This is a genomic window from uncultured Roseibium sp. (genome assembly GCF_947496995.1).
GTDB lineage: Bacteria > Pseudomonadota > Alphaproteobacteria > Rhizobiales > Stappiaceae > Roseibium.
In genome coordinates, this window is the sequence record NZ_CANMFD010000002.1 from 108976 (window position 1) to 133751 (window position 24776).

A 24776-nucleotide genomic window follows, 5' to 3' on the forward strand; every position below is an offset into this window, starting at 1 on the left:
ATGGTGATGGATTTTCTTGCACCCGCAGATCCCAAGCTGGAAAAGAATATTAAATCGCCATGGAAAATTCTGATCGTCGATGACGACCCGGACGTTCACGAGGTTACACGGATCGCGGTCTCCGGTTGCGTCTTCGAAGACCGGCCCTTCGAACTTCTTCATGCACTGTCTGCAGAGGAAGCCCGCAGGATTTTTACCGAAGAGGACGATATCGCAGTTGCGCTTGTGGACGTGGTCATGGAAAGCGACACTGCCGGCCTCGCCCTGGTCAGCTGGATCCGTTCCGAACTTGAGAACAAGTTCACGCGCTTGATCCTGCGGACAGGTCAGCCGGGCTACGCGCCGCAGACCGACGTGATCATGAAATTCGATATCGACGGCTATGCCGAAAAGGCCGAGCTCTCGCGCACCAAGCTGATCACCGCGATCATTACGGCCTTGCGGGGATACAAGCTGGTCATGTCGCTTGAGACCAACCGGCAAAAGCTCAAGCAGTTGAATGCGCATTTCGCCGCCATCGTGGAAAAGAACGCCCTCAGCGACTTCGCGTCCGCGGTTCTGACGGAAATCACGCAACTGATCGGCGAACCCGTCGGCTGCTTCCTGTGCGGACTGGATGCGCTTCCCGACTACGGGATCATCGACAAGTCCAATGTCAGGATCCTGGCTGCAATGGGCGATTTTGCAGACAAGACCGACCTTCCTATCGACATGCTGGGCGATGACGCCATCAGGGCCTCGGTGCACGAGTGCATCGAAACCCTGTCCTCCAGTTCATCGCCCAAGGGGGTGGCTCTGCCGCTCGTGACGCGCAACGGTATGACCGGCGCGCTTTTTCTCGCCATGCCGGAGGAGGAGCTGGAAGATCTCGTCGGCTCGGAAGTTGTCCAGCTTTTTGTCGCCAACGTTGCTCTCGGCTACGAAAAGACCGGCCTGCTGGAGCATATCCGCAACCTTGCCTATGTTGACCGGACAACGGGTCTGTCGACGTTTTCGGGGTTCATCGAAACTTTTCAACGTCACGCAGCCAAGCACGCGTCCCTTCTTGTCGTGCATCTGGACATTCAACGGTTCCGGGTGATCGTCGACGGTATCGGCGATGAAAAGGCCGGAGCCGTCCTGAAAAAAACCGGTCACCGGCTGGCGCAGACGTTTCCGGATGCGCTTTCGATCGCGCGCAAGGAAAAGGATGAGTTTCTCATTCTTCTGAAGGACGGCCAGGAAAACCGGATACAGGATGTCGTCGAGCGGGTGGAAGACGCCTTCCATGAGCCGATTACCCTGGACGATACCCAGATCACCCTGAGGATTCGGCTCGGATTTGCCGCTGTGGTGGACGGTGAGGATCAGGAAGCCGAGCAACTTGTAAGCCATGCCTCGATCGCGTTGAACGATGTCCGGCAAAAAGGCCTCACCAATCATGCGGTCTTTCATCCCATGATGCAGGAGGCGGCGTTCGAACGTCTTCGCCTTGCTTCGCTGCTCACCGGCGGACGCGACAAGACCGAATTTATCGTGCATTACCAGCCGATCATGCAGGCACGCGACAACACGATTGCTTCATTCGAAGCGTTGATGCGGTTCCGTACCCCGTCAGGCACTTTTCTCAACACCGGCCGCATGATCGAAGCTGCCGAAACCAGCGGGCTGATATCCGAAGTCGGTGCGTGGATGTTCAAGTCAGCCTTTGCCGAGTTCAGCGAAATGGCGGCCGTTTCGGATCAGACCCGGCTCAATGTGAACCTGTCTCCCCAGCAGGTGCAGGCAAACAGGATTTACAAGGACATAGAAGATGCGGCCTCGGCTGCAGGCTTGCCCTTCAATCGTCTTGTCTTCGAAGTGACGGAAGGATTGTTCCTGAACAATGACCGGGTCACGCTTTCCCTGCTGACATGGTTGCGCAACAAGGGGGCGAAGGTCGTCATAGACGATTTCGGCACCGGGTATTCGTCCCTGAGCTATCTGCGCAAGCTTCCGGTGGATGGAATCAAGATCGACCGCAGTTTCATCATGAACATGGATCAGGATTCGGATGCGCTTGCGGTGGTCAAATCCATCGTTGCGGTCGCCCAGGCGCTGGACCTGAGCGTCACAGCCGAGGGCGTTGAAACAGATGCTCAGCGCAAGCTCATGCGCGAGTTGAAGTGTGATTATCTGCAGGGCTTTTTCTTTTCCAAGCCCTTGAGCAGCACCGATCTCGTCGCCTTCGTCCAGAAAGCTGCCGGCTCCGGACTGGTTGTCGGATAGCCTCCGGCAGCCGTTTTCACCAAGCTTGACGCCGACAAAGCATGCCCTGAAGGCAGCTTGTGCGCGCGTGTGTGTCCCGTGCATAATTTCCAAGCAGATAACCGATTGAAATTTTATACAAAACAAGCTCTCATGGGACCAACGCAACGGTGCTGAGGGTCTTTTTGCGTTGAGCTTCAGCCAAGTCATTGCCAATATTCGCCGAAGCGCGAGATGGGGAGAAGATAAATGGACATGAACGGATCCCACCGGATACCGGCCAAACGGGAAACCGTATGGGAAGCTCTGAACGATCCGGAGATCCTGAAGGCCTGCATACCGGGGTGTGAGACCCTTGAAAAAACATCCGACACGGAAATGACTGCGGCGGTGACCACGAAAATCGGTCCGGTCAAGGCCAAGTTCAAGGGTGCGGTGACTTTCGAGAACATCAATGCTCCGGAAAGCTATACGATCGTTGGAGAAGGCAAGGGAGGCGTTGCCGGATTCGCGAAAGGTTCAGCAGACGTCAAGCTGCTCGAGGAAGGCGACGAGACCCTTCTGACGTATGAAGCCAAGGCGCAGGTTGGCGGCAAGCTTGCACAGCTGGGTAGCCGGCTGATCGATTCCACCGCAAAGAAAATGGCGGAAGAATTTTTCGGCAAATTTTCCGCGATGGTTGGCGGGGCATCCGGGGACCAAGCCGGCGGCGCTTCCGACGATCAGCTCGATCCGGGCGTGGCCGAGGAAGCCAAGCGGATTGCACTTGAAGATACGACAGGTGGTGTCGTCCACGCGCTCGAGGACGCCGAGCACGCCGTTGAAGAGAAGCTGCACCAGGCTGAGGAGAATCTGGAGGCAGCTGCCGGCAGGAATGTTCTGGGAGGACCGGTTGTGTGGGGGCTGGCCCTTTTGGCGGCTGTCATCGTGATCCTGGCTCTTGCAACATGAGCCTTGCTGCTCAATCTTGAATTGAGGTCTGACGGTTTTCGATCCGCCAGACCTCGCTGAAAAAGAACACGGCGGCAAGCCGGGTGCTGTTGAGCCAAGGCTCGAAGAATTTCATGAGGGAGAGATATTCATGTCGAAAGTATCGATGGTATTGAACGGCAAGGCGGTTTCGGCGGATGTCGAAGACCGGACGCTGCTTGTCTCGTTCATCCGCGAAGTCCGCCAGTTGACCGGCACCCATGTCGGTTGTGACACGTCGCAATGCGGCGCCTGTGTCGTTCATGTGGACGGCAGGGCCGTCAAATCGTGCACAATGCTGGCCGCGCAGGCTGATGGCGCCGAAGTCCTGACCATCGAGGGACTTGCCAGCAACGGCACGCTGCATCCGATCCAGGCCGCCTTCCGGGAGCATCACGGTCTGCAATGCGGGTTCTGCACACCGGGGATGATCCTGAGCGCCCTGGACATGATCAACCGCCACGGCGCGGGAAACCTGGACGAGAAGACCATCCGCCACGAGCTGGAAGGCAATATCTGCCGCTGCACCGGCTACCACAACATCGTCAAGGCGATCAAAGCCGCTTCCGACCAGATGGCCGGTATGGCCCAGGCTGCCGAATAGTCAGTCTGCACTCCTGACTTCAACGCGCGGGATTTCTGCGCCGAGACAACAAGACCGTTCAGCTCGATCCGTTGCCGGGAGGAACATGGCAATTGAGGGCTGTCCGCCAGGTCTTGAGACAGACAGAAACCGGCAAGACCGGTCTGAGGAGAATTTCCGGCACAGGCGGCACCGGAGCATTTTTTGGGAGAGAGACGATGGCTGTTGAGGGGATCGGGGCACGCGCCCTGCGCAAAGAGGACAAGCGGTTTATTACCGGCAAGGGCCGGTACACGGACGACATAGTCGCTCCGGGGATGGGCTATGCGGCCTTCGTGCGCTCGCCGCACGCTCATGCAAGGATCAGGAGCATCGATTCCGGCGCCGCGTCGGTGATGCCCGGGGTTGATGCCGTTCTGACCGGCGACCAGCTGGTCGGCGATGGGGTCGGCAATATCATCTGCGGCTGGATGATCCATTCCAAGGACGGTTCGCCGATGAAAATGGGCGGCTGGCGCGCGCTTGAACCGGAAGTGGTCCGCCACGTCGGCCAGGCTGTTGCGGTGGTTATCGCCGACACGCTTGCACAGGCACGCGATGCAGCCGATGCGGTGGTCGTCGATTATGAAGAATTGCCGTCGGTCACCAATGCGGTTGCCGCACTTGGCCCGGATGCTCCGCAGATTCATCCCGAAGCCGAAGGCAACCTGATTTTCGACTGGGAAATCGGCGATGAGGCAGCGGTCAACGCCGCGTTCGAAAACGCAGCTCACGTCACGCGGATGAACATCCAGAACAACCGCGTCGTTCCCAATCCGATGGAACCGCGTGCTGCTCTGGCGGATTACAATTCCGCCGAGGAACACTTCACGCTCTACACCACGTCGCAGAACCCGCATGTGGCCCGGCTGGTGCTGTCGGCATTCTACAATATCGCACCGGAACACAAGCTGCGGGTGATCGCGCCTGATGTCGGTGGCGGTTTTGGCGCCAAGATTTACATCTATCCGGAAGAAATGGTCTGCCTCTGGGCGTCCAAGCGCGTCAACAGACCTGTCAAATGGGCCTGTGACCGAACCGAAGCCTTCCTGACGGATGCCCATGGCCGGGATCACGAGTCCGAAGCGGAACTGGCACTCGATTCCGATAACAAGATCATTGGCTTGCGGGTAAAGACCGTCGCCAATCTCGGCGCGTACATGTCGTTGTTCTCGTCTTCCGTGCCGACCTATCTGTACGCGACACTTCTCTCGGGTCAGTACAACATTCCGGCGATCCACGCCAATGTGAAGGCGGTCTATACGAACACGACGCCGGTGGATGCCTATCGCGGAGCGGGGAGGCCGGAAGCGACCTACCTGATCGAACGGATGATGGAAACCGCGGCGCGCGAAGTCGGTCTTTCACCGGCTGAATTCCGCCGCAGGAATTTCGTCAGATCCTTCCCGCATCAGACGCCGGTTATCATGTGCTATGACGCCGGGGACTACGATGCGACGCTGGATGCCGCGCTGAGCGCCGCCGATTATGACGGATTCGCCGCCCGCAAGGCGGAAGCCGCCTCGCGCGGGAAGCTTCGGGGTATCGGTCTGTCCTGCTACATCGAGGCTTGCGGCATTGCGCCGTCGGCAGCTGTCGGTTCGCTTGGAGCTGGCGTCGGACTTTGGGAATCCGCCGAGGTGCGGGTCAATCCGGTCGGAACGATCGAGATCCTTACCGGGTCCCACAGCCACGGCCAGGGTCACGAAACCACGTTTTCGCAATTGATCTGCGAGCGGTTCGGCATTGATTCCGACTCCGTTGCCATCGTCCACGGTGATACGGACAAGGTTCAATTCGGTATGGGCACCTATGGCTCGCGCTCCGGTGCCGTCGGAATGTCCGCGATCGTCAAGGCACTTGACAAGGTCGAGGCGAAGGCGAAAAAGATCGCCGCCCATCTCATGGAAGCCTCGGAAGGGGATATCCAGATCGAGGGCGGTGAGCTGAAGGTCGCCGGTACGGACAAGAAACTCTCCTTCACCGAAGTGGCGCTTGCCGCCTATACGGCTCACAATCTGCCGGAAGGCATGGAGCCTGGACTGAAGGAAGGGGCTTTCTACGACCCGACAAACTTCACTTTCCCTGCGGGAACCTATGTCTGTGAAGTCGAGATCGATCCGGAAACCGGCAAGACGGAAATTGTCAATTTCGTCGCTGCGGACGACTTCGGCAAGATCATCAATCCGATGATCGTGGAAGGTCAGGTACACGGGGGATTGACCCAGGGGATCGGACAGGCGCTGCTGGAAAGCGTGACCTATGGAGAAAACGGTCAGCTTCTGACCGCGACCTACATGGACTATGCCATGCCACGTGCCGATGACGTTCCCAGCTTCAACCTGTCCACCCATGAAACCCTGTGCCCGGGCAATCCGCTCGGCATCAAGGGCTGCGGCGAAGCCGGGGCGATCGGGTCACCACCGGCCATCATCAACGCGATCACGGACGCAATTGGCAACAATGACCTGTCAATGCCGGCAAAGCCCGAAAAAGTCTGGGCCTTGTATAATTCCACCATGAAGCAGGCAGCCGAATAAATGAGGCGGGCCAACGGGGATCACAAGGCGATTGCGGGTCCGCTTGATGAGCGGTTCTTAACGCCCCTTTCAAGGGACGACAGCCAGTCACCTGTGGTTTCGCGAGCAATTATATCAAACCTGAACCCATCCATATGGGAGACATATTATGTATGAAACGACTTATCACCGTGCCGGATCGGTTGCCGACGCAGTCCGAATGATTGCCGACGCAGAGGACGGAAAATTTCTGGGCGGAGGGCAGACGTTGCTCCCTACCATGAAACAGCGCCTGGCGGCTCCGTCAGACCTTGTGGACGTCACGAAGATTCCGGAAATGAAAGGCATTCGGGAAGAGGGGGGCCAGATCGTTATCGGTGCCGCGACACCGCATGCCGAAGTTGCGGCCTCTGATCTGGTCAAATCCAGGCTTCCGGGACTTGCCACCCTTGCTGGAGGTATCGGGGATCCGGCTGTCCGCCACATGGGAACAATCGGCGGCTCCATCGCCAACAACGACCCGGCTGCCGATTATCCCGCTGCTCTTGTCGGTCTGGGCGCAACTGTCACAACCAGCAAACGGACATTTTCCGCGGAAGACTTCTTCATCGGGATGTTCGACACGGCACTTGATGACGACGAAATCGTGATTTCCGTTTCCTTCCCGGCAGCCGAGAAATCGGCCTACGCCAAATACCCCAATCCCGCGTCCCGGTATGCAATGGCAGGCGTGTTCGTGGCCCGGCACAGCGACGGTTCCGTGCGCGTGGCGGTGACCGGGGCTGGGCACTACGGTGTCTTCCGGGTTGACGGCATGGAGGAAGCCCTGGCGAGCAACTGGTCGCCTGACGCCGTCGCCGGCATCCACGTTGATTCCGGCGGGATGCTGCATGACGTTCACGGGTCGGCTCATTACCGGGCGAATCTGGTGACTGTGATGGCAAAACGGGCTGTTGCAGCCGCCGGCTGACGGGCCGGTCTTTTCTTCCAGACTTGAACCCGGCCGCTTCGTGGCCGGGTTTTTTCATGTTTTTCTGATCAGAGAATCAGTACCGGTACCGGTGTGCCGGCTTTCTGAGCAGGTGCATGAGGCGGGCGGATGATAAGCGCGCCGGATTTCGCCAGCAGGCCGAGCATGGAACTGTCCTGCCGCGTAAAAGGTGTCGCGACCAGGTGGTCGTCCGCGTCTTGCGAAAGTCCGGCACGCACGTAATCCTGCCGGCGGTCGTTTTCCGGCAGATCCCCACCCAGCACAGCCTGTTTCGGAGCGGCATTGTCCGGCGACTGCCCCAGCATTGCCTGCAGGAGCGGTTTCAGGAACAGCAGGCCACAGACCAGGCTCGAAACCGGATTCCCGGGAAGGCCGAGAACCCTGGTCTTGCCGAGGTGACCTGCCATCAATGGTTTGCCCGGGCGCATGGCGATACGCCAGAAGGAAAGATCCATGCCTTCCTTCCCGAGAACCTCCTGAACGATGTCATGATCGCCGACGGACGCACCGCCAAGCGTTACGAGAATATCGGCTTCTTCGGTGATGGCTGTGCGAATATGCGTGGCAAGCTCGACCGGATCGTCGGGCGATATGCCGAGATAAAGCGGTTGTCCGCCGCAATCGGCGACCAGCGCTGCAATCCCGATATGGTTCGAGGCGATGATCTGATCGGGACCGGGTTCCGTGCCGGGTGGGACCAGTTCGTCTCCGGTCGCAAGAATGGCCACCTTCGGCTTGCGGATCACCGGCAGCTCGGCATGGTTCATGGCTGCGGCAAGGGCCAGATGCCTGTAAGCCAGCTTGAGAGGTGGTGCGAGCAGGACATCGCCGCTTGAAAAGTCCAGACCGGCAGAGCGGACAAAGGCGCCCTTCTGCGGCGCCTCCAGAACGGTGATCATATTGCCGGAGCGCTCTGCATCTTCCTGAATGAGGATTGTGTCCGCACCAGTGGGTACCGGCGCTCCGGTGAAAATGCGGACTGCCTGGCCCGGTTCGACACTGCCAGCAAAACCATGGCCCGCCGGGGCTTCTCCTATGACCTGCAATTGCGTCCGGTCGCCGCCAAGATCTTGATGGCGGATCGCATAGCCGTCCATGGCCGAGGCGGCGAAAGGGGGCTGGGTGCGCTTCGATCTGAGCGCGTCGGCCAGAAAGCGGTTGTTCGCCTGTTCCAGAGACACAGTCTCCGGGCCCAGTGGAGACACCCCAGCCAGAAGTCTTTCAAGCGCTTCGGCGACCGGCATCAGGCTCATCAGGTGCCGCCTTCAGTGCCGTCTTTGTCGAGGGTCCAGTGCCCGCTTTTGCCGCCGGCCTTTTCCACCAGCCGGATATCGCCGATCACCATGCCGCGATCGACGGCCTTCGCCATGTCGTAGATGGTCAGGCAGGCGAGGGAACAGGCGGTGAGGGCTTCCATCTCGACACCCGTCTGTCCGCTGACCTTTGTGGTCGCGGTCACGACCAGTCCGGGCAGGGTCTCGTCGATTTCAAAATCGACTGTGACTTTCGACAGCATCAGAGGGTGACAGAGAGGGATCAGTTCGTGGGTTTTCTTTGCGGCCAGTATGCCGGCGATGCGGGCGGTTCCGATCACGTCGCCCTTTTTGGCATTACCGCTGCGTATCAGGTCCAGGGTCTCGCGGCGCATGGTGACCGAGCCCCGGGCAACGGCGATGCGGTGCGTGACGTTCTTTTCCGAGACGTCGACCATGTTGGCTGCACCGGTTTCGTCCAGATGCGTGAGTGTCGGATCCTGACCGGCCATTTGCGTCTAGCCCGTCCTGGAAAGCAGGGGACGCGCCAGCAAGGCCGTTGTTGCCGCGGCCACATCGTCCTGCCGCATCAGGCTTTCGCCGATCAGGAACGTGGAGATCCCGACCTTGTTCATGCGCTCAAGGTCGGCCGGTGTGAAGAGACCGGATTCGCCGATCACTATCCTGTCGGCAGGAACCTGGGGCGCAAGTTCCTCGCTTGTTTCCAATCTGGTTTCGAAGGTCTTCAGATTGCGATTATTGATCCCCATGAGTCGGGAGGAGAGCCTCAGCGCGCGCTCCAGTTCTTCAGCGTCATGAACCTCCAGCAGAACGTCCATTCCAAGGTCGAAAGCGGTCTCTTCCAGAGCGCTGGCAGTCGAATCGTCAACAGCTGCAAGAATGATCAGGATGCAGTCCGCGCCCCAGGCACGCGCCTCGTAGACCTGGTAGACGTCATAGAGAAAATCCTTGCGCAGCGCAGGCAGGGAGACCGCGTCGCGGGCAGCTGCCAGGAATTCCGGTTTTCCCTGGAAGGACGGCGTGTCCGTCAGGACCGACAGACAGGCGGCACCGCCTGCCTCATAGGCTTTGGCAAGCAAAGGCGGGTCGAAGTCTTCCCGGATCAGGCCCTTGGAGGGGCTGGCCTTCTTGATTTCGGCGATCAGCGCGAAACCGCCCTCGGCATGCTTTGCCTCGATTGCCCTGGCAAAACCGCGCGTCGAAGGCAGGCCGGTGATCTGCGCCTTGAGGTCTTCCAGGGGGACCCGTGACTTGGCGGCAGCGATTTCCTCGCGCTTGTAGGCTTCGATTTTCTGCAGGATGTCAGACATTTGCCTATCCGTTCGAGACTGCGACCAGTCTTTCCAGTGTGTCGGCTGCCGAGCCATTGTCTATTGCGGCGGCCGCCATGTCGACACCCTCCTTCAGGTCGTCCGCCTTGTCGGCCACCATCAGCGAGGCAGCGGCGTTGAAAAGAACGATGTCCCGGTAGGCGTTCTTGGATCCGGCCAGCACGCCCCGCAATGCCTTGGCGTTTGCCGCCGGAAGTCCGCCTTTCAGGTCTTCCAGCCTGGCAAGTGGCAGACCGGCCTGTTCCGGGGAAATCTCGAAGGATCTGATCGCGCCGTCTTCCAGTGCGCTCACGAACGTCGGGCCTGTGGTGGTGATTTCATCCATTCCGTCGGAGCCGTGAACGACCCATGCTTTTTCGGAGCCGAGATCCAGAAGGGACCGGGCGATCGGTTCCACCCATTTACGGTCGAAAACACCGACCATCTGGCGTTTGACACTGGCGGGATTGGAAAGCGGTCCGAGCAGGTTGAAAATCGTCCGGGTGCCAAGTTCCACCCGTGTAGGGCCGACGTGCTTCATCGCCGCGTGATGGAGCGGTGCGAACATGAAGCCGATACCAGCCTTGTGGATGCATTCGGAAATCTTTTCCGGCGGGATGTCGATATTGACACCCAGTTCGGCAAGGGCTTCCGCGGCGCCCGACTTCGAGGACAGCGAGCGGTTGCCGTGCTTGGCGACCGGTACGCCGCATGCGGCAACAACGATCGCCGTGCAGGTCGAGATGTTGTAGGTGCCGGAATTGTCGCCACCGGTCCCGACGATATCGATTGCGTCGGCAGGCGCCGATACCGGTAGCATCTTCGCGCGCATGGTGGCGACCGCACCGGTAACCTCGGCGATGCTCTCACCACGGACCCGCAGGGCCATCAGGAAGCCGCCCAGCTGTGAAGGTGTGGCAGCACCCGACAGGATGACTTCAAAGGCTTCCCGGGCTTCCTGCCGGTTCAATGCATGGCCATCGGCGACCTTGGCAAGGAAGTCTTTGAACGTGGTCATGTCATCAATCCGCTTGTCGTGAAATCAGTTCTGGTTCAACCCGATGACCTGGGAAATCGCCGCATTGTTGATCTCGACACCAGCCTTGTTTTCCCGATCGGTTATGAACTGGCCAAGGACGGAATCCTGTATCTGCTGGGACATCTGCTGGCCCAGGGCCGTCACTTCGGGTGACGAGGCATTGAATTCGGCAGCCGTCTTGCCGGTGACCTTGAGCACAAGCTGTCCGGCGCCATCGGCCGAGGCCGTGGTCGCGCTCGTCCCGACAGGGCCGCCGAAGACAGCGGAAACCGCGTCCCGGCCCAGATCTCCTGAGGGGGCGTTGCGCGTCAGGCCTGTCGCAGTCTTGACTTCCAGTCCGGTTTCTTCGGCAAGAGCCTGAAGCGGCGTTCCGCTTTCCGCTTTCGCATGCAGGTCTGCAGCGGTATCTGAAAGCCGCTTGGCAAGCTCATCCGTCTTCCATGCGGCAATCACATCTTGCCTGACTTCGTCCAGGGTCCGGTCACGCGACGGGGTTACCTTGGAAACCTCGTACCAGAGGAAGCCCCTGTCACCGAGCGGAACGACATCGTTTTCAATGCCGACATCGCTATCGAAAGCTCCGGCAATCAGGCCCTCGGCCTCCGGCAAATCGACATCTCCGCCATTCATGGACTTGCCGGAAGCGTCGAAAGCTTCGGGTGTCTCGACGTTCAGCGAAAAGCGTTCGCCGATTTCGTCCAGAAGCGCGCCACCGGCACGGGCATCTTCCACCTCGTCGAGCAGATCGAGAATTTCCCGTTCCGCCTGTTCCCTGGCAAGATCCTGAACGATCCCTGCCTTGACCTCTTCAAAAGGCTGCGTGCTTTCCGGCAGGACTTCTTCCACGTTCAGTATCACGGTAGAGAACCGACCTTCCACAGGAGCGCTGGTTGCGCCTTCTTCAAGTGAAAACGCAGCGTTCCCAAGAGTCTCATCGAGAAAATCGGTCTTTGACATCACACCCAGGGAAACATCGTTGTCGCTGAGGTTGCGATCACTCATCAACTCGTCAAAAGTCTTGCCGTTTTCCAGCTCCGTGGCGGCTTCCTCAGCCGCTTCCTGCGAAGGGAACGTCATCTGGCGCACCTTGCGGCGTTCCGGTTGAGAAAAGTCCTCGCTCCGCAATTCGTATTCGGTGCGTGCATCCTCGTCCCGGATATCGTCAGGGCGGGCAACCGTCTCCGGCGTCAGGGCGACGAATTTGATCTCGCGGAATTCCGGAGCGCGGAACGCATCCTTGTTCTCTTCGAAATAGGTGCTCAGATCACTCTCGGCCGGATCCGCGATCTCGCCAATGTAATCCCCGGTGACGATGAGGTATTCGGCATCGCGGGTTTCGCGCTGATAGGCATCGAGAACTTCCAGATAGGTGAGCGGAGCCTTCATGCCACCGGCCAGACCCTCTGCAAGCTGGCTTCGTTCGGCGATGGCCCGGCGTTGGAGCACGTATTCGTCCTCACGGTAGCCGTTGGCCTGAAGCACCTGCTGCAGGCGGCTGCGGTCGTAACGGCCTCCGGGGCCCTGGAAGGCCGGATCGGACTGTATGATACTGGCGAGCCGCTCGTCGGAGACGCCGAGTTTCAGGTTGCGGGCCGTGTCGTTCATGGCGGCTTCGGCGATCAACTTGCCGAGAGACTGCTGCGGCACGCCCAGGGAAGCGCCTTCGACGGGCGTCAGCGGCCGGCCGAACTGCTGGCCGAGCCTGTTGAGGTCCTGACGGTAGGTCCGGTCGAAATCGAAAAGGGAGATATCCGCGTCGCCGACCCTGGCCACGGTGTCCTGGTTCACGTTCCCCAGAAAACCGCTGATTCCCCAGACGGCGAAGCTGAAAATAAGCAGAGCGATAAAAAGTTTGGCAAACCAGGTGCCAGCGCCCCTGCGCAGCGCGTCAAGCATGACGTCTCCCGTAAATCTTGTTTTTCCATCAGCCGGACGCCCGGTCTGCGTTTTGCTACGGCCGAGGCCGGAGCGGGCGGATCATAATGAGGTGACGCCCTAGCCGCAAGGCGGCCCGGACACAAACTTTGAGCGTAATCGCAAGGACCTGAAGGTGAATTCACCGCGACAGGCAGATTGCATCGATCCGGCGCTTCTGCTCTAAAGTCGGCAAACATGCAACAGGCCTTCGGAGGATGTGGAATATGAGTGTGAAGATCAAACCGCTGGTGGCCGGAAACTGGAAGATGAACGGCCTGAAATCGAGCCTGGCGGAATTCTACAAGATGAGAGCCGGGCTGACGGACGATCTGGCCGAAGCCGTTGACACGATGATCTGCCCGCCCGCGACACTGATCGCCGTTCTTGCGGAAAGCTCGAGCGGCGGAGCGATAGCTCTTGGCGGCCAGGATTGTCATGCCGGGCAATCCGGAGCGCACACCGGTGATATCTCAGCCGAGATGCTGAAGGATGCCGGCGCAACGGCTGTAATCGTCGGCCATTCGGAGCGACGCGCCGATCACGGTGAAAAAGATGCCGATGTCAACGCCAAGGCTCAGGCCGCATGGCGGGCGGGCCTGACTGCAATCATCTGCGTCGGGGAAACCGAGGCGGAGCGCAAGGCCGGGGAGGCTGTCGGTGTCGTCGAGCGTCAGCTGAACGGCTCGGTTCCCGACGGTGCGACAGCTGAAAACACCGTCGTGGCCTATGAACCTGTCTGGGCCATCGGAACCGGCCTGACGCCGACCGCGGGCGATGTGGAGGATATGCACAAGGCCATGCGGGACAATCTCGTGGCCAGATTCGCGGAAGCCGGTGAAGCGATGCGGCTTCTGTATGGCGGTTCGGTCAAGGCGGCCAATGCCGGGGAACTCATGGCAGTTGCCAATGTCAACGGAGCACTTGTGGGGGGCGCAAGCCTCACCGCTGACGCCTTTCTGGGAATCCTTTCTGCCTATTCCTGAAGGGCGGTTCTTGAAGCTTCTGCGACGAAGGCGCATTTGAAGGGTGGAAAGCTGCGGGTGTCTGGTGTAGAAGGCCGCAAATCTTGAATTCAATACAGAATGGCGTTCGATGGAAACCGTAGTCATCGTTATCCACCTTATGGTCGTGTTGGCCCTGGTGCTTGTTGTCCTCCTCCAGCGTTCCGAAGGCGGTGCGCTTGGCATCGGCGGTGGAGGTGGTGGTCTCATGTCGAGCCGCGGCACGGCGAACATTCTCACCCGGGCCACGGCGGTCCTGGCTGCCGTGTTCTTCGTGACGTCCATGGCCCTCAGCCTGATTGCCAAGAATCAGGAAAGCCCGGCGTCCATTCTGGATGCCACACCGGCTGCAACGACCGGAGTACCGGCCCCCACCGACGGTGGTACCGATACAGACGGCGCCGGCGGTATTCTCGATTCTCTGAAACAGCAGAGCCAGCCTTCCGGCCCGCAGGTCCCGGCAGCGCAATAGTCTTGCTGCCGCGGCTCATCGGCCCTTTCGCCTGACATATGCCCTGCGGTTGAACACGCAGGGCATTTTTATGTGTTAAGAACGTAACTCCCGAGTGGCCAAAGTGCCCTCGGCACGAATATGGTATTGGTCCATGGCGCGATATATTTTCATCACTGGCGGCGTGGTTTCCTCGCTTGGAAAAGGTCTTGCTTCCGCAGCACTTGGCGCATTGCTCCAGGCGCGCGGATACAAGGTCCGGCTGCGTAAGCTCGACCCTTATCTCAACATCGATCCGGGCACCATGAGCCCGTATCAGCACGGCGAATGCTTCGTGACCGACGACGGTGCGGAAACCGACCTTGATCTCGGCCACTACGAACGCTTCACCGGCCGTCCTGCGAACCAGCAGGACAACATTACCACTGGCAGAATCTATCAGGACATCATCGCCAAGGAACGGCGCGGGGACTATCTCGGTGGGACCGTTCAGGTCATTCCCCATGTAACCGATGCAATCAAGAATTTCGTCCTGACCGGCAACGAGGACTATGACTTCGTCCTTGTCGAAATCGGCGGAACCGTGGGCGACATCGAAGGCCTGCCGTTCTTCGAGGCGATCCGGCAGCTTGGCAACGATCTGCCGCGCGGCGATGTAGTCTACGTCCATCTGACGCTGATGCCCTATATTCCCAGTGCCGGGGAAATGAAGACCAAACCGACCCAGCACTCCGTCAAGGAGTTGCGGTCCATCGGCATCCAGCCCGATATTCTCATGATCCGCTGCGACCGGCCGATTCCTGAGACTGAAAAGCGCAAGCTGTCGCTGTTCTGCAACGTGCGCGAAAGCGCCGTGATTCCGGCCTACGACGTGAAATCCATTTACGATGTGCCGATCGCCTATCACAAGGAAGGCCTCGACGACGAAGTGCTGGCCGCGTTCGGGCTGACAGGCGCGCCGGCGCCCGTTCTGGATCGCTGGGAAGGCATTTCCGAGGCGGTTGCCAATCCGGAAGGCGAAGTCAAGATCGCGATTGTCGGCAAATACACGGTTCTCAAGGACGCCTACAAATCCCTGATCGAAGCCCTGGTGCACGGCGGTATCGCGAACAGGGTCAAGGTCGATATCGAGTGGATCGAATCGGAAACGTTCGAGAAGCAGGATCCGGGCCCGTATCTTGAAGGGGTTCACGGAATTCTTGTTCCCGGCGGTTTCGGCGAGCGTGGCGCGGAAGGCAAGATCGCCGCGGCGCATTATGCCCGTACCCGCGATATTCCCTATTTCGGAATCTGCTTCGGCATGCAGATGGCGGTGCTGGAAGCGGCGCGCAGCCTTGCCGGCATCAAGGATGCCAATTCCACCGAATTCGGTCCCGCGAAGGAGCCGGTGGTCGGCCTGATGACCGAGTGGACAAAGGGCAACTACAAGGAAGTGCGGGATTCGGAAGGCGATCTCGGTGGCACGATGCGTCTCGGCGCCTACCCCGCGACCCTCATGGCCGGTTCGAAAATCGCCGAGATATACGGCGAGACAAGCATTTCGGAACGTCACCGTCACCGCTACGAAGTCAATATAGGCTACCGGGAAAAGCTGGAGAACTGCGGGCTCATCTTTGCCGGAACGTCTCCGGACGGTGTGTTGCCGGAAACGGTCGAAATCGAGGATCATCCGTGGTTCATCGGGGTTCAATACCATCCGGAACTGAAATCCCGGCCGTTTGAACCGCATCCACTGTTTGCTTCCTTCATCGCCGCCGCCGTTCATCAGAGCCGTCTGGTCTGACGGGAATTCGCCAACAGGGCAGGGGAGAGCGCATGGTGCGCGGGCTTGATCATCTGGTCGTCGCGGTAAAGGATCTCGACGCCGCCTTTCAGACCTGGACGGCGCTCGGTTTCACCATGACACCTGTGAACCGGCATGCCTGGGGAACCGCCAATCGTCTTATCCAGCTGGACGGGTTCTTCATCGAGGTTCTGAGCGTTGCCGACCAGGAGCTGATTCAGGAAGCGGAAGGCCAGGCGTTTTCTTTCGGAGCGTTCAACCGGGATTTTCTCGTCAAGCGGGAAGGGGCCAGCATGCTGGTTCTTGAAAGCCGGGATCCGGGTCAGGACCGCGACGACTTCGTCAAAGCCGGGCTTGAAGTTTTTGAGCCGTTCTCTTTTGAGAGGACCGCGAATCTTGCCGACGGGTCCACCGCCCGGGTTGGATTCGATCTAACTTTCCTGCGCGATCCCCTTGCGCCGGGGATTGGATATTTTACCTGTCACAACAGATTTCCGGAGAATTTCTGGAAACCCGCGTTCCTGAGCCACGATAACGGCGCCCAATCCGTCGAGGCGGTTTACCTCGTGGCGGAAGATCCTTCCGATCATCACGAATTTCTGGGCGGCTTTACCGGCCAACGGGAAATGCGGGCCACGAGCCTGGGTCTTGAACTTGTCACGCCACGCGGAAAAATCTCGGTTCTGACTCCCCGAGCCTATCGTGGTCTTCTGGGAGAAGATGCGGCTGGCGCCCTGGATGGTGACCTGCCACAAATTGCTGCTCTCGAAATCTCCTGTGCCGGCCTTGAAGAAGCACGGATAATTCCGGCGAGCAAGCTCTTCGGCCTGACACTGATTCTTTCCCCATCCGTGTGAGAACGGCCGGTCACGTCCGGATGCACACCCGTTCCAGGCTTTGCTGGCAAATTGGATTGAAAACGCAAGGGAATTTTTCGGGGGCCGGGGGCACTTGAACGGCAAAATTGTCTTGTTGAATCAATCTGCCCTCTTATAGTGAACTCCGTCGTACGTCCCGATGCGATTGCCTGAGCCACAAGGTTCGGACTGCGGAGTTTAACGAATGCCGTTTTTGAACTTTCCTATTTCCACGCGTTCCTTTGCATTTGCGGCACTTGCTTCCGCTCTGCTTGCAGGATGTTCCGACGACTCGAAGAAGGCAGCAGCGCCGGCCGCGCCGCCTCCGGCTGTCACGGTGGCCAAGGTCGTCAACCAGCAAATAAGACAGAGTGCAAAGTTCGTCGGTCAGATCGCGGCAGTGGATCAGGTGAACCTGGTTGCCCGGGTCAGCGGCTTTCTGGAGAAAAAAGCGGTTGCCGACGGATCCATGGTGAAGAAGGACGAACTGCTCTTCACCATTGAAAAGGCGCAGTATGAAGCCGCCATGATGAAGGCAAAGGCGGATCTGGCAAGTGCCAAGGCGGATGCGGCCCTCAAATCCGCCAACGAAAAACGCGACAAGGACCTTCTCGAAAAAGGCCATATTTCCGAAGCGGCCTATGAAGCGACCCTGGCGCAGATGCAGCAGTCCGATGCGTCGGTCGACGCGGCCCAGTCCGAATTGCAACAGGCAGAGCTGGACCTCGGCTACACCGATATTTCCGCGCCGTTCGCCGGCCAGCTTGGAAAAACCACCTACAGTGTCGGAGAAGTGGTCGGGCCAAGCACGGAGTCGCTTGCCACGCTGGTCAGTCTCGCACCGGTCTACGTGAATTTTTCGGTCAGTGAAGCCGAGTACCTCAACGCCGTCAAAACGCATGGGATCAACCCGGCGGATATTTCTCCGGAAAAATCCCCGGCAATCAGTCTTGTCCTGCCGAACGGCGCCACCTACGGAGAAAAAGGCAAGATCGTCTTCATCAACAACGAGGTGGATGCGACCACGGGCACGATTTCGTTCCGGGGGCAGTTCGAAAACAAGGACAGGCGCCTGCTTGCAGGTACCTATGTCACGGTGATCCTTGAAGCGCCTGATACGGAAACCGCTCTGGTCGTACCTCAATCCGCCATTCAGCGCGACCAGCAGGGCGCATTCGCACTGGCAATCACGTCCGACAAGAAAGTCGAACAGAAGTATGTCGACCTGGCCCAGCAGATCGACACGAATTTTGTCGTGACGAAGGGTTTGAAAGAAGGGGATGAAGTGATCGTCGAAGGCCTGCAGAAAGTGCGGCCGGGCGTCGTTGTCGACCCTGTTCTTGCGTCCAAACCGGCGGAGAAAAGCTAGATGTTTTCAAGCTTTTTTATCTACCGGCCGAAATTCGCGCTGGTCATTTCCATTGTGATCACGATTGCCGGCGTGCTGGGATATCTGTCGCTTCCGGTTGAACAGTTTCCCGACATTACGCCGCCGGTCGTCAACGTGACCGCGACCTATACCGGTGCGAGCGCCGAAGTCCTGGAAGACACTGTTGCCGCGCCGATCGAGGGACAGGTGAACGGCGTCGACGACATGATCTACATGCAGTCGACGAGCTCTGCCAGCGGCACCTATTCGCTCGACGTCACCTTCGCGGTCGGCACCGATCCCGATATCGCAACGGTCAATGTGCAGAACCGGGTCAGTCAGGCTACCAGCCAGTTGCCGAGCGATGTGACGGCGCAGGGAGTGACGGTTCAGAAGTCCAGCACCAACATGCTTCTGGTGGTGACGCTCTATTCGCCCAACGGGACCTTCGATCCGGTTTTTCTGTCGAATTACGCATCCATCAACCTGAAGGACACTCTTGCCCGTGTTCCCGGCGTTGGCCGTGCGGATGTGATGACGGATTTCGCCTATGGCATGCGCATCTGGCTTGATCCCGACAAGCTGACCAGTCTCGGCATGACGCCGAGCGATTTCATCGCAGCGGTCCAGGACCAGAACATTCAGGTCGCGGCCGGTCAGATCGGCGCGCCACCTGTGCCTGACGGTCAGCAGTTCCAGTATACGGTTACCGCGGAAGGGCGGCTTTCGACTGTCGAGGAATTCGAACAGATCATCCTGCGGACCGGCAATGATGGCGCTGTTGTCACCATTGGCGATATCGCCCGTGTGGAACTCGGTGCCCAGAGCTACAGCGCGTCGGGTGAATTCAACGGCAAACCGGCGACCGTTCTCGCCGTCTATCAGGCGCCGGGTGCAAACGCCCTTCAGGTTTCAACGGCCGTTCTGGCGCAGATGGAAAACCTGTCGAAGAATTTTCCGTCGGACATGGAATACGCCGTACCTTTCAACACCACGGACTTCGTGCAGCAATCGCTTGACGATGTGATTACCACCCTGTTTCTGACCTTCATGCTGGTCGTCACGGTGGTGTTCGTTTTCCTCGGCAACTGGCGTGCGACTATTATCCCGGCGGTTGCAATTCCCGTTTCGTTGATCGGGACGTTTGCCGTCCTGCTGGCGTTTGACATGTCGCTGAACACGATTTCGCTGTTCGCGCTGGTGCTGGCGATCGGGATCGTGGTGGACGATGCGATCGTGGTCGTCGAAAACGTGGAACGGATCATTGCCGACGAGGGGCTTCCACCGAGGGAAGCAACGGCCAAGGCAATGGGGCAGATCACCAGTCCGGTGATCGCGACGACCCTGGTGCTTCTCGCCGTTTTTGTCCCGACAATCTTCATGCCGGGTATTACCGGCCGGCTGTACTCGCAGTTCGCCGTGACCATTTCGGTCTCCGTGGTGATTTCCTCCATCAATGCGCTGACGCTCTCTCCGGCGCTGTGCGGCCTGATCCTGAAGGCTCGCTCCGGTCCGCCGCGTGGCATCATGGGGGTCTTCGACAGGGGCATCACCTCGGTACGAAACGGGTATACCGCCATCATCCGGCGATTGGTGAGGGTTGCCTTCATCAGTCTCTTGGTCGTGGCCGGGGTCGTGGCGCTGATCGTCACACTGGGGAGCTCGCTGCCGCAAGGTTTCCTGCCGTCGGAAGACCAGGGTTATCTCATGGTCGATGTCCAGTTGCCGGACGGCGCTTCTCTGGGGCGGACCGAACAGGTCACGGACCGCATTATCGATCTGGTCGAGAACACGGCCGGTGTCGCCAATGTGGTCGTCGTCAACGGTTACTCGATCCTCAATGGGGCATCGTCCTCGAACGTTGCGCTGGTGATCGCCACGATGACCGGCTGGGATCAGCGGCAGGAGCCGGACCTGCGCATCAACGCCATTCTTGCTAAGTTCTGGGCGCAGTTCTCGACCATTCCGGGGGCAAGCATCATTGCCTTCAATCCGCCGCCCATTCCGGGACTTGGCACAACCGGCGGCGTCCAGATGATGCTGCAGCAGACCGGAGGCGGCACGCCGCAGGACCTCGCCTCGGCCGTCGGGTCGATGGTCTATTCGGCCAACCAGAGCCCCGAGATCGCGCGGGCCTATTCAACGTTCCGGGCCAACGTGCCGCAGATCTTCGTCGATCTGGACCGGCAGAAGGCAAAGACACTCAGCATCGATATCGCGGATGTCTTCGTAACGCTGCAGGCCTATCTCGGCTCTTATTACATCAACGATTTCAACATTTTCGGCCGGGTCTACCGGGTGATGATCCAGGCGGAGGGGGAATACCGCGACAGGGTTGAGGACATCGATCGCCTGTATGTGCGGGCAACGGACGGAACGATGGTGCCGATGCGAAGTATCGTGACCACCGAGACAATCCTCGGACCGCAGATCCTGACCCGCTACAACATGTTCCGCGCGGCCGCAGTGATGGCGGATCCGGGGCCTGGAGCTTCCACCGGCGTGGTGATCAACGAAGTCGATGCCGCTGCAAATCAGGCGCTTCCATCCGGATATTCCTATGAATGGACGGGAACGGCTGCCCAGCAGCTCGGCTCCGGGCAGATCGTGATGTTCATTCTGATGCTCTCTATCCTGTTCACCTATCTGTTTCTGGTGGCGCAGTATGAAAGCTGGACGATGCCGGTTGCGATCCTGATGTCGGTTTCCTTTGCATTGCTCGGCGCGCTCGTGGCGGTGTTCGTGACGGGAGGCGACGTCAATCTCTATACACAGATCGGTATGATCATGCTGATCGGAATGGGCGCGAAAAACGCCATTCTGATCGTCGAGTTCGCGATGGAACAAAGGGACGGCGGCAAGTCGATCCTCGAGGCCGGTGTGGAAGCGGCACATCTGCGTTTCCGGGCCGTCATGATGACCGCGCTATCGTTCCTGCTTGGGGTCGTGCCACTCATGACCGCCTCAAGCGCCGGCGCGGCCAGCCAGAAGGCCATCGGCTTTGCGGTCTTCGGCGGCATGCTGTTCGCCACGTCGATCGGCATTCTCTTGATCCCGATCCTCTATGTCAGCCTGCAGACAATTCGTGAAACGGTCAAGGGCTGGCTGGGCGGACAACCGGTGAAGAAACAGGAGGCTCCGGCCACCTGATAGGCCGGAGTTTTTATTCTCGGACCGGTTACACGGCGACGTAGATCCTGGTGACTTCCATAATCGAGACAGCGCGCGGGCAGGGGGAGCTGCCTGCGCGGAAACAGCGTATCCGTGCCTTTCGGGCTGGGCTGACACGAACTGATCTTGACAGACGGGAGCAGGCGGACTGCGTTCTGCCGCAAGAGCGCTTAAGTTGTGCGCGCTGCGTCGGCGTGGATTTCGAGGTTCTGGAAGTTTCAGGCCAAGTCCGGGAAATAATGGTGAGCCGACAGGGGTTCGAACCCTGGACCTACTGATTAAAAGTCAGTTGCTCTACCAGCTGAGCTATCGGCTCTCACCAAATTTCCGGTGCGGGCCCCGGCGCTTTGTTTGCAGCGCGACCGCGTTGGTGGCGTGTGTTTAGGCTGACAAAGGGGACATTGCAAGAGGCAAACTGAATTTTTTCAACAGGTTGGAAAAGAACAGATAGACCTCAGTTTTTAGACCGGGTTTTCATGTTGCCCGACAGAGAAATCTCAATTTATTCCGGTATATGTACGTTTAATAGAATACCTAATGGTAATCATTACGAGTGAATGTGCTGATATTTTCACAAGTGTTGATCAAGAATATTCAAATTTAGGCAAATAACGATCATTCTCCTGCAAAAACTGTCAGGTGGCGTGGATATGCTCGCTGAGGTAAAGTTATCGCGTGCAAGAGAGGTTACATGCAGATTACGACAGCGGACACAGAAACGAACTCGATCGAGTTCGATTTCGTCAAGGGTCATATCGCGGCGACGATGACGCTTATTCACGGGTTGATCGATCAGGGATTGATCGACCGGGAGCATCTCGATTCCTTCTTCTCGGCTTTCCTCGGCAATCTTCCACACAGCCGTGAAACCCTGGGCTTGCGTCTGATCCTGGATCAGTGGCGCCAGGGCCTGCGTGATGGGGATGACGAAGAAGAGATGAAGGGCAAACTTTTCGAGGTCATTCTGGGAGGCCGCAACAACTGAACCTATGCGGATATGACCGGCTATGGCAGAGGGGCCGGAACATATTCCGATTTAAGGCATTTGAGAGTGCGGGCGCGTCAGCGCCTTTTTTTGTTGGCGAAATTAAAATCAGAACGCAAGGATCGCTGGTCTTACCCAATCCGGTTTGTTATCCCTTGTAAGGGGAATTGCTCCAATCCGGACCGAAAAGGGTAGAGTTTAGTCTTGTCCAGGAGCCTGAAGCGCGATTACGTCCCATTGAATTGGAAATCTTCGTTGAACCGAGCCGGATTTTCGCTGGCTGAAGCGGTTTATAACCTGTTGTTATGCCTAGTTTTCTTCCCAGTTTTTGTTGGGCCATCGCTTGCACAGGACCAGCATTTCATCACGATTGGCACGGCCGGTGTGACGGGGGTGTATTTCCCGACCGGCGGAGCGACCTGCAAAATTGTCAATCTGAGCCGAGCCGAACACGGTGTGCGTTGCTCGGTGGAAACAACACTCGGATCGATTTCGAATATCAGGCTGATCCGGTCAGGAGAACTGGACTTCGGGTACGTCCAGTCTGACTGGCAACACCATGCCTATTTCGGAACGTCTGTCTTTTTGGGTGCGGAGCCGTTTGAGGATCTTCGATCCGTTTTCTCCCTTCATTCGGAAGTGGCGACTGTCGTTGTCCGGGAAGGGGCCGGATTCCTGAAGTTCGACGACCTGAAATCGGCAAAGATAAATATCGGCAGCCAGGGATCCGGATCCGCGGCGTCCTGGAACGCGCTTATCAGCGGTCTGGGCTGGACGCAGGAAGATCAGCGAAATCTTTCGAACCTCAGGACGTCGGAACTCGCGGAGGCTCTTTGCTCAGGAAAGATCGATGCCTATTTCGAGTTGATCGGACATCCTGCCAGCCTGATCGAGGAAACCCAGGAACAATGCGATATCCAGGTACTTGGCCTGGACCACGATGTCATCGATAGCCTAGTGCGCGAGTTCCCCTACTACTCCGGCGCGATCATTCCCACCGAACTCTACGGGCTTACCGGACCGGTCGAATCTCTGGGAGTGGTCGCCACTTTCATCACCTCGGCAAGGATGCCTGACGACGTGGTCTATACGGTGGTCAAGGCGGTCTTTGAGTATTTTGACAGTTTCAAACGCCTGCATCCGGCCCTGAGCCGGCTTGAAGTCGCGGAGATGGTTTCTCACGACATGCCCGCTCCGCTTCATCCCGGTGCACTGAAGTTTTACAGGGATCAGGGCCTGCTGCCGGCGGAGGACTAGGGCGTAAACTCATAAATCAAGATGAAATGGCATGGGAAATGGCGAAACCCAGTTAGGAAGCGTGCGCTGAGCGGGCTTCCTGCCCGGTCAAGCATCGACATGCCAGTCTGTCGGCACTCTCCAAAAGGTGAGCGGCAATTGTCTTTGCTCTTCAGGCAATTCGGACTAGACCAGTGTGCCTGAACGAGCGGGAACGTGAGCAAGCTGTTTTCCCCCTAATGAAATCTCGAACCTGCCGGACCTCCACATGATCCAGGATGTTACAATCATCGGCGCTGCCTTTGCCGGTCTCCTGTCCTTTGTCTCGCCCTGCGTATTGCCTCTCGTGCCTCCCTATCTGGGGTTTCTGGCCGGGGTGTCGCTGGATGAGCTGACGGGCGAGGATGAAGAGGTCGGGAACGCTTCGCGCCGAGCTTTTTTCAGTGCGCTCGTCTTCGTGCTCGGATTCTCCACGGTGTTCGTGCTTCTAGGCGCGACCGCCAGCTTGTTCGGTCAGGTCATTCGCGCCTATCTGGATTATCTGGGCTATATCGCCGGGGCCGCGATCATCATCATGGGGCTGCATTTCCTGGGGGTCTTCAGGATTGGATTCCTGTACCGGGAGGCGCGGATCCATGTCGACAGGAAGCCTGCCGGTCCCCTGGGCGCCTATGTCATCGGGCTGGCATTCGGATTTGGCTGGACACCGTGCATCGGTCCAGTCCTGGCGGCAATCCTGTTTGTCGCGGGCAGCGAGGAAACGGTCTCGCAGGGAGCCCTGCTTTTGAGCGCCTATGCGCTCGGGCTCGGCATTCCCTTTCTGGTGGCTGCGCTTTTTGCCGGCCCGTTTCTGAAATTCATGAAGCGGTTTCGCAGACATATGGGAACGGTAGAAAAGGCGATGGGGGCAGTCCTGGTGCTGACCGGGATTATGTTCCTGACCGGACAGATCGCGGTCCTGTCGTACTGGCTGCTGGAGACGTTTCCCGCGCTGCAGACGCTTGGATAATCTTTCAGTGGTTGGGTCCGGCTGAACCAGGCTGCCTTGCGTGCCTT

19 protein-coding genes and 1 tRNA gene are annotated in these 24776 nt (G+C 58.6%); 14 read left to right on the plus strand and 6 right to left on the minus strand.

Features of this window, described 5'->3' with window-relative positions:
• From Q1B40_RS09180 to Q1B40_RS09200, 5 genes are all read left to right on the plus strand, one after another.
• Positions 1-2247, plus strand: a complete 2247-nt coding sequence (locus tag Q1B40_RS09180; RefSeq protein WP_299812838.1) for an EAL domain-containing protein — start codon at positions 1-3, stop codon at positions 2245-2247.
• Positions 2248-2475: 228 nt separating this feature from the next.
• Complete coding sequence (locus tag Q1B40_RS09185; protein WP_299812841.1) at positions 2476-3177, plus strand: carbon monoxide dehydrogenase subunit G; 702 nt, start codon at positions 2476-2478, stop codon at positions 3175-3177.
• A 130-nt stretch (positions 3178-3307) separates the two neighbouring features.
• On the plus strand, positions 3308-3799 hold the full coding sequence (locus Q1B40_RS09190; RefSeq protein WP_299812844.1) for a (2Fe-2S)-binding protein: 492 nt from the start codon (positions 3308-3310) through the stop codon (positions 3797-3799).
• A gap of 197 nt (positions 3800-3996) precedes the next feature.
• Entirely contained in the window at positions 3997-6357 is a 2361-nt protein-coding gene (locus tag Q1B40_RS09195; protein WP_299812847.1) for a xanthine dehydrogenase family protein molybdopterin-binding subunit, read from the plus strand.
• A 148-nt stretch (positions 6358-6505) separates the two neighbouring features.
• Positions 6506-7306 carry a xanthine dehydrogenase family protein subunit M gene (locus Q1B40_RS09200; protein WP_299812850.1) on the plus strand — a complete coding sequence of 267 codons (801 nt, stop codon included), beginning with the start codon at positions 6506-6508 and terminating at the stop codon, positions 7304-7306.
• Between the two features lie 68 nt (positions 7307-7374).
• Here Q1B40_RS09200 and glp read toward each other — a convergent pair whose 3' ends face one another.
• Genes glp through Q1B40_RS09225 form a run of 5 tightly spaced genes read right to left on the minus strand, consistent with a single transcriptional unit; the run spans position 7375 to position 12846 of the window.
• Complete coding sequence (gene glp / locus Q1B40_RS09205; protein ID WP_299812853.1) at positions 7375-8580, minus strand: gephyrin-like molybdotransferase Glp; 1206 nt, start codon at positions 8578-8580, stop codon at positions 7375-7377.
• On the minus strand, positions 8580-9092 hold the full coding sequence (gene moaC / locus Q1B40_RS09210) for a cyclic pyranopterin monophosphate synthase MoaC (protein ID WP_299812856.1): 513 nt from the start codon (positions 9090-9092) through the stop codon (positions 8580-8582). The genes glp and moaC overlap by 1 nt, the downstream gene beginning before the upstream one ends.
• Before the next feature lie 6 nt (positions 9093-9098).
• Entirely contained in the window at positions 9099-9911 is an 813-nt protein-coding gene (gene trpC / locus Q1B40_RS09215) for an indole-3-glycerol phosphate synthase TrpC (RefSeq protein ID WP_299812859.1), read from the minus strand.
• A 4-nt stretch (positions 9912-9915) separates the two neighbouring features.
• Positions 9916-10929: an anthranilate phosphoribosyltransferase gene (gene trpD / locus Q1B40_RS09220; RefSeq protein ID WP_299812862.1), complete on the minus strand. Its 1014-nt coding sequence runs from the start codon at positions 10927-10929 to the stop codon at positions 9916-9918.
• A 24-nt stretch (positions 10930-10953) separates the two neighbouring features.
• Positions 10954-12846, minus strand: coding sequence for a peptidylprolyl isomerase (locus Q1B40_RS09225; RefSeq protein WP_299812865.1), 1893 nt, complete (start codon positions 12844-12846; stop codon positions 10954-10956).
• A gap of 245 nt (positions 12847-13091) precedes the next feature.
• Between Q1B40_RS09225 and tpiA the strand changes: the two genes are divergently transcribed.
• The 6 genes from tpiA to Q1B40_RS09255 all read left to right on the plus strand — a co-directional run bounded on the left by tpiA (position 13092) and on the right by Q1B40_RS09255 (position 21478).
• Positions 13092-13850: a triose-phosphate isomerase gene (tpiA, locus tag Q1B40_RS09230; RefSeq protein ID WP_299812868.1), complete on the plus strand. Its 759-nt coding sequence runs from the start codon at positions 13092-13094 to the stop codon at positions 13848-13850.
• Between the two features lie 109 nt (positions 13851-13959).
• A complete protein-coding gene (secG, locus tag Q1B40_RS09235; RefSeq protein WP_299812872.1) occupies positions 13960-14340 on the plus strand; it encodes a preprotein translocase subunit SecG in 381 nt (126 codons plus the stop codon).
• A 133-nt stretch (positions 14341-14473) separates the two neighbouring features.
• Positions 14474-16102, plus strand: coding sequence for a CTP synthase (locus tag Q1B40_RS09240; RefSeq protein WP_299812875.1), 1629 nt, complete (start codon positions 14474-14476; stop codon positions 16100-16102).
• A 32-nt stretch (positions 16103-16134) separates the two neighbouring features.
• A complete protein-coding gene (locus Q1B40_RS09245) occupies positions 16135-16959 on the plus strand; it encodes a VOC family protein (RefSeq protein ID WP_299812878.1) in 825 nt (274 codons plus the stop codon).
• Positions 16960-17164: 205 nt separating this feature from the next.
• Positions 17165-18328, plus strand: a complete 1164-nt coding sequence (locus Q1B40_RS09250) for an efflux RND transporter periplasmic adaptor subunit (protein ID WP_299812881.1) — start codon at positions 17165-17167, stop codon at positions 18326-18328.
• Positions 18329-21478: an efflux RND transporter permease subunit gene (locus tag Q1B40_RS09255; protein ID WP_299812884.1), complete on the plus strand. Its 3150-nt coding sequence runs from the start codon at positions 18329-18331 to the stop codon at positions 21476-21478.
• 261 nt (positions 21479-21739) lie between these two features.
• Here Q1B40_RS09255 and Q1B40_RS09260 read toward each other — a convergent pair.
• A tRNA-Lys gene (locus Q1B40_RS09260) sits at positions 21740-21815 on the minus strand.
• Between the two features lie 375 nt (positions 21816-22190).
• On the opposite strand from Q1B40_RS09260, the gene Q1B40_RS09265 reads away from it, so the two are divergent.
• From Q1B40_RS09265 to Q1B40_RS09275, 3 genes are all read left to right on the plus strand, one after another.
• Positions 22191-22484, plus strand: coding sequence for a hypothetical protein (locus Q1B40_RS09265; RefSeq protein WP_299812887.1), 294 nt, complete (start codon positions 22191-22193; stop codon positions 22482-22484).
• Positions 22485-22784: 300 nt separating this feature from the next.
• Entirely contained in the window at positions 22785-23741 is a 957-nt protein-coding gene (locus tag Q1B40_RS09270; protein WP_299814845.1) for a TAXI family TRAP transporter solute-binding subunit, read from the plus strand.
• Positions 23742-23988: 247 nt separating this feature from the next.
• The gene (locus tag Q1B40_RS09275; protein WP_299812890.1) at positions 23989-24729 is read left to right on the plus strand and encodes a cytochrome c biogenesis CcdA family protein; all 741 of its coding nucleotides are present in this window, start codon (positions 23989-23991) and stop codon (positions 24727-24729) included.
• Positions 24730-24776: the final 47 nt, after the last annotated feature.

What these genes read in the sequence shown, in the direction of transcription:
- Q1B40_RS09180 (WP_299812838.1), top strand. Translation starts at nt 1, where the DNA reads ATGGTGATGGATTTTCTTGCACCCGCAGATCCCAAGCTGGAAAAGAAT.
- Q1B40_RS09185 (WP_299812841.1), top strand. Translation starts at nt 2,476, where the DNA reads ATGGACATGAACGGATCCCACCGGATACCGGCCAAACGGGAAACCGTA.
- Q1B40_RS09190 (WP_299812844.1), top strand. Translation starts at nt 3,308, where the DNA reads ATGTCGAAAGTATCGATGGTATTGAACGGCAAGGCGGTTTCGGCGGAT.
- Q1B40_RS09195 (WP_299812847.1), top strand. Translation starts at nt 3,997, where the DNA reads ATGGCTGTTGAGGGGATCGGGGCACGCGCCCTGCGCAAAGAGGACAAG.
- Q1B40_RS09200 (WP_299812850.1), top strand. Translation starts at nt 6,506, where the DNA reads ATGTATGAAACGACTTATCACCGTGCCGGATCGGTTGCCGACGCAGTC.
- glp (WP_299812853.1), bottom strand. Translation starts at nt 8,580, where the DNA reads ATGAGCCTGATGCCGGTCGCCGAAGCGCTTGAAAGACTTCTGGCTGGG.
- moaC (WP_299812856.1), bottom strand. Translation starts at nt 9,092, where the DNA reads ATGGCCGGTCAGGATCCGACACTCACGCATCTGGACGAAACCGGTGCA.
- trpC (WP_299812859.1), bottom strand. Translation starts at nt 9,911, where the DNA reads ATGTCTGACATCCTGCAGAAAATCGAAGCCTACAAGCGCGAGGAAATC.
- trpD (WP_299812862.1), bottom strand. Translation starts at nt 10,929, where the DNA reads ATGACCACGTTCAAAGACTTCCTTGCCAAGGTCGCCGATGGCCATGCA.
- Q1B40_RS09225 (WP_299812865.1), bottom strand. Translation starts at nt 12,846, where the DNA reads ATGCTTGACGCGCTGCGCAGGGGCGCTGGCACCTGGTTTGCCAAACTT.
- tpiA (WP_299812868.1), top strand. Translation starts at nt 13,092, where the DNA reads ATGAGTGTGAAGATCAAACCGCTGGTGGCCGGAAACTGGAAGATGAAC.
- secG (WP_299812872.1), top strand. Translation starts at nt 13,960, where the DNA reads ATGGAAACCGTAGTCATCGTTATCCACCTTATGGTCGTGTTGGCCCTG.
- Q1B40_RS09240 (WP_299812875.1), top strand. Translation starts at nt 14,474, where the DNA reads ATGGCGCGATATATTTTCATCACTGGCGGCGTGGTTTCCTCGCTTGGA.
- Q1B40_RS09245 (WP_299812878.1), top strand. Translation starts at nt 16,135, where the DNA reads ATGGTGCGCGGGCTTGATCATCTGGTCGTCGCGGTAAAGGATCTCGAC.
- Q1B40_RS09250 (WP_299812881.1), top strand. Translation starts at nt 17,165, where the DNA reads ATGCCGTTTTTGAACTTTCCTATTTCCACGCGTTCCTTTGCATTTGCG.
- Q1B40_RS09255 (WP_299812884.1), top strand. Translation starts at nt 18,329, where the DNA reads ATGTTTTCAAGCTTTTTTATCTACCGGCCGAAATTCGCGCTGGTCATT.
- Q1B40_RS09265 (WP_299812887.1), top strand. Translation starts at nt 22,191, where the DNA reads ATGCAGATTACGACAGCGGACACAGAAACGAACTCGATCGAGTTCGAT.
- Q1B40_RS09275 (WP_299812890.1), top strand. Translation starts at nt 23,989, where the DNA reads ATGATCCAGGATGTTACAATCATCGGCGCTGCCTTTGCCGGTCTCCTG.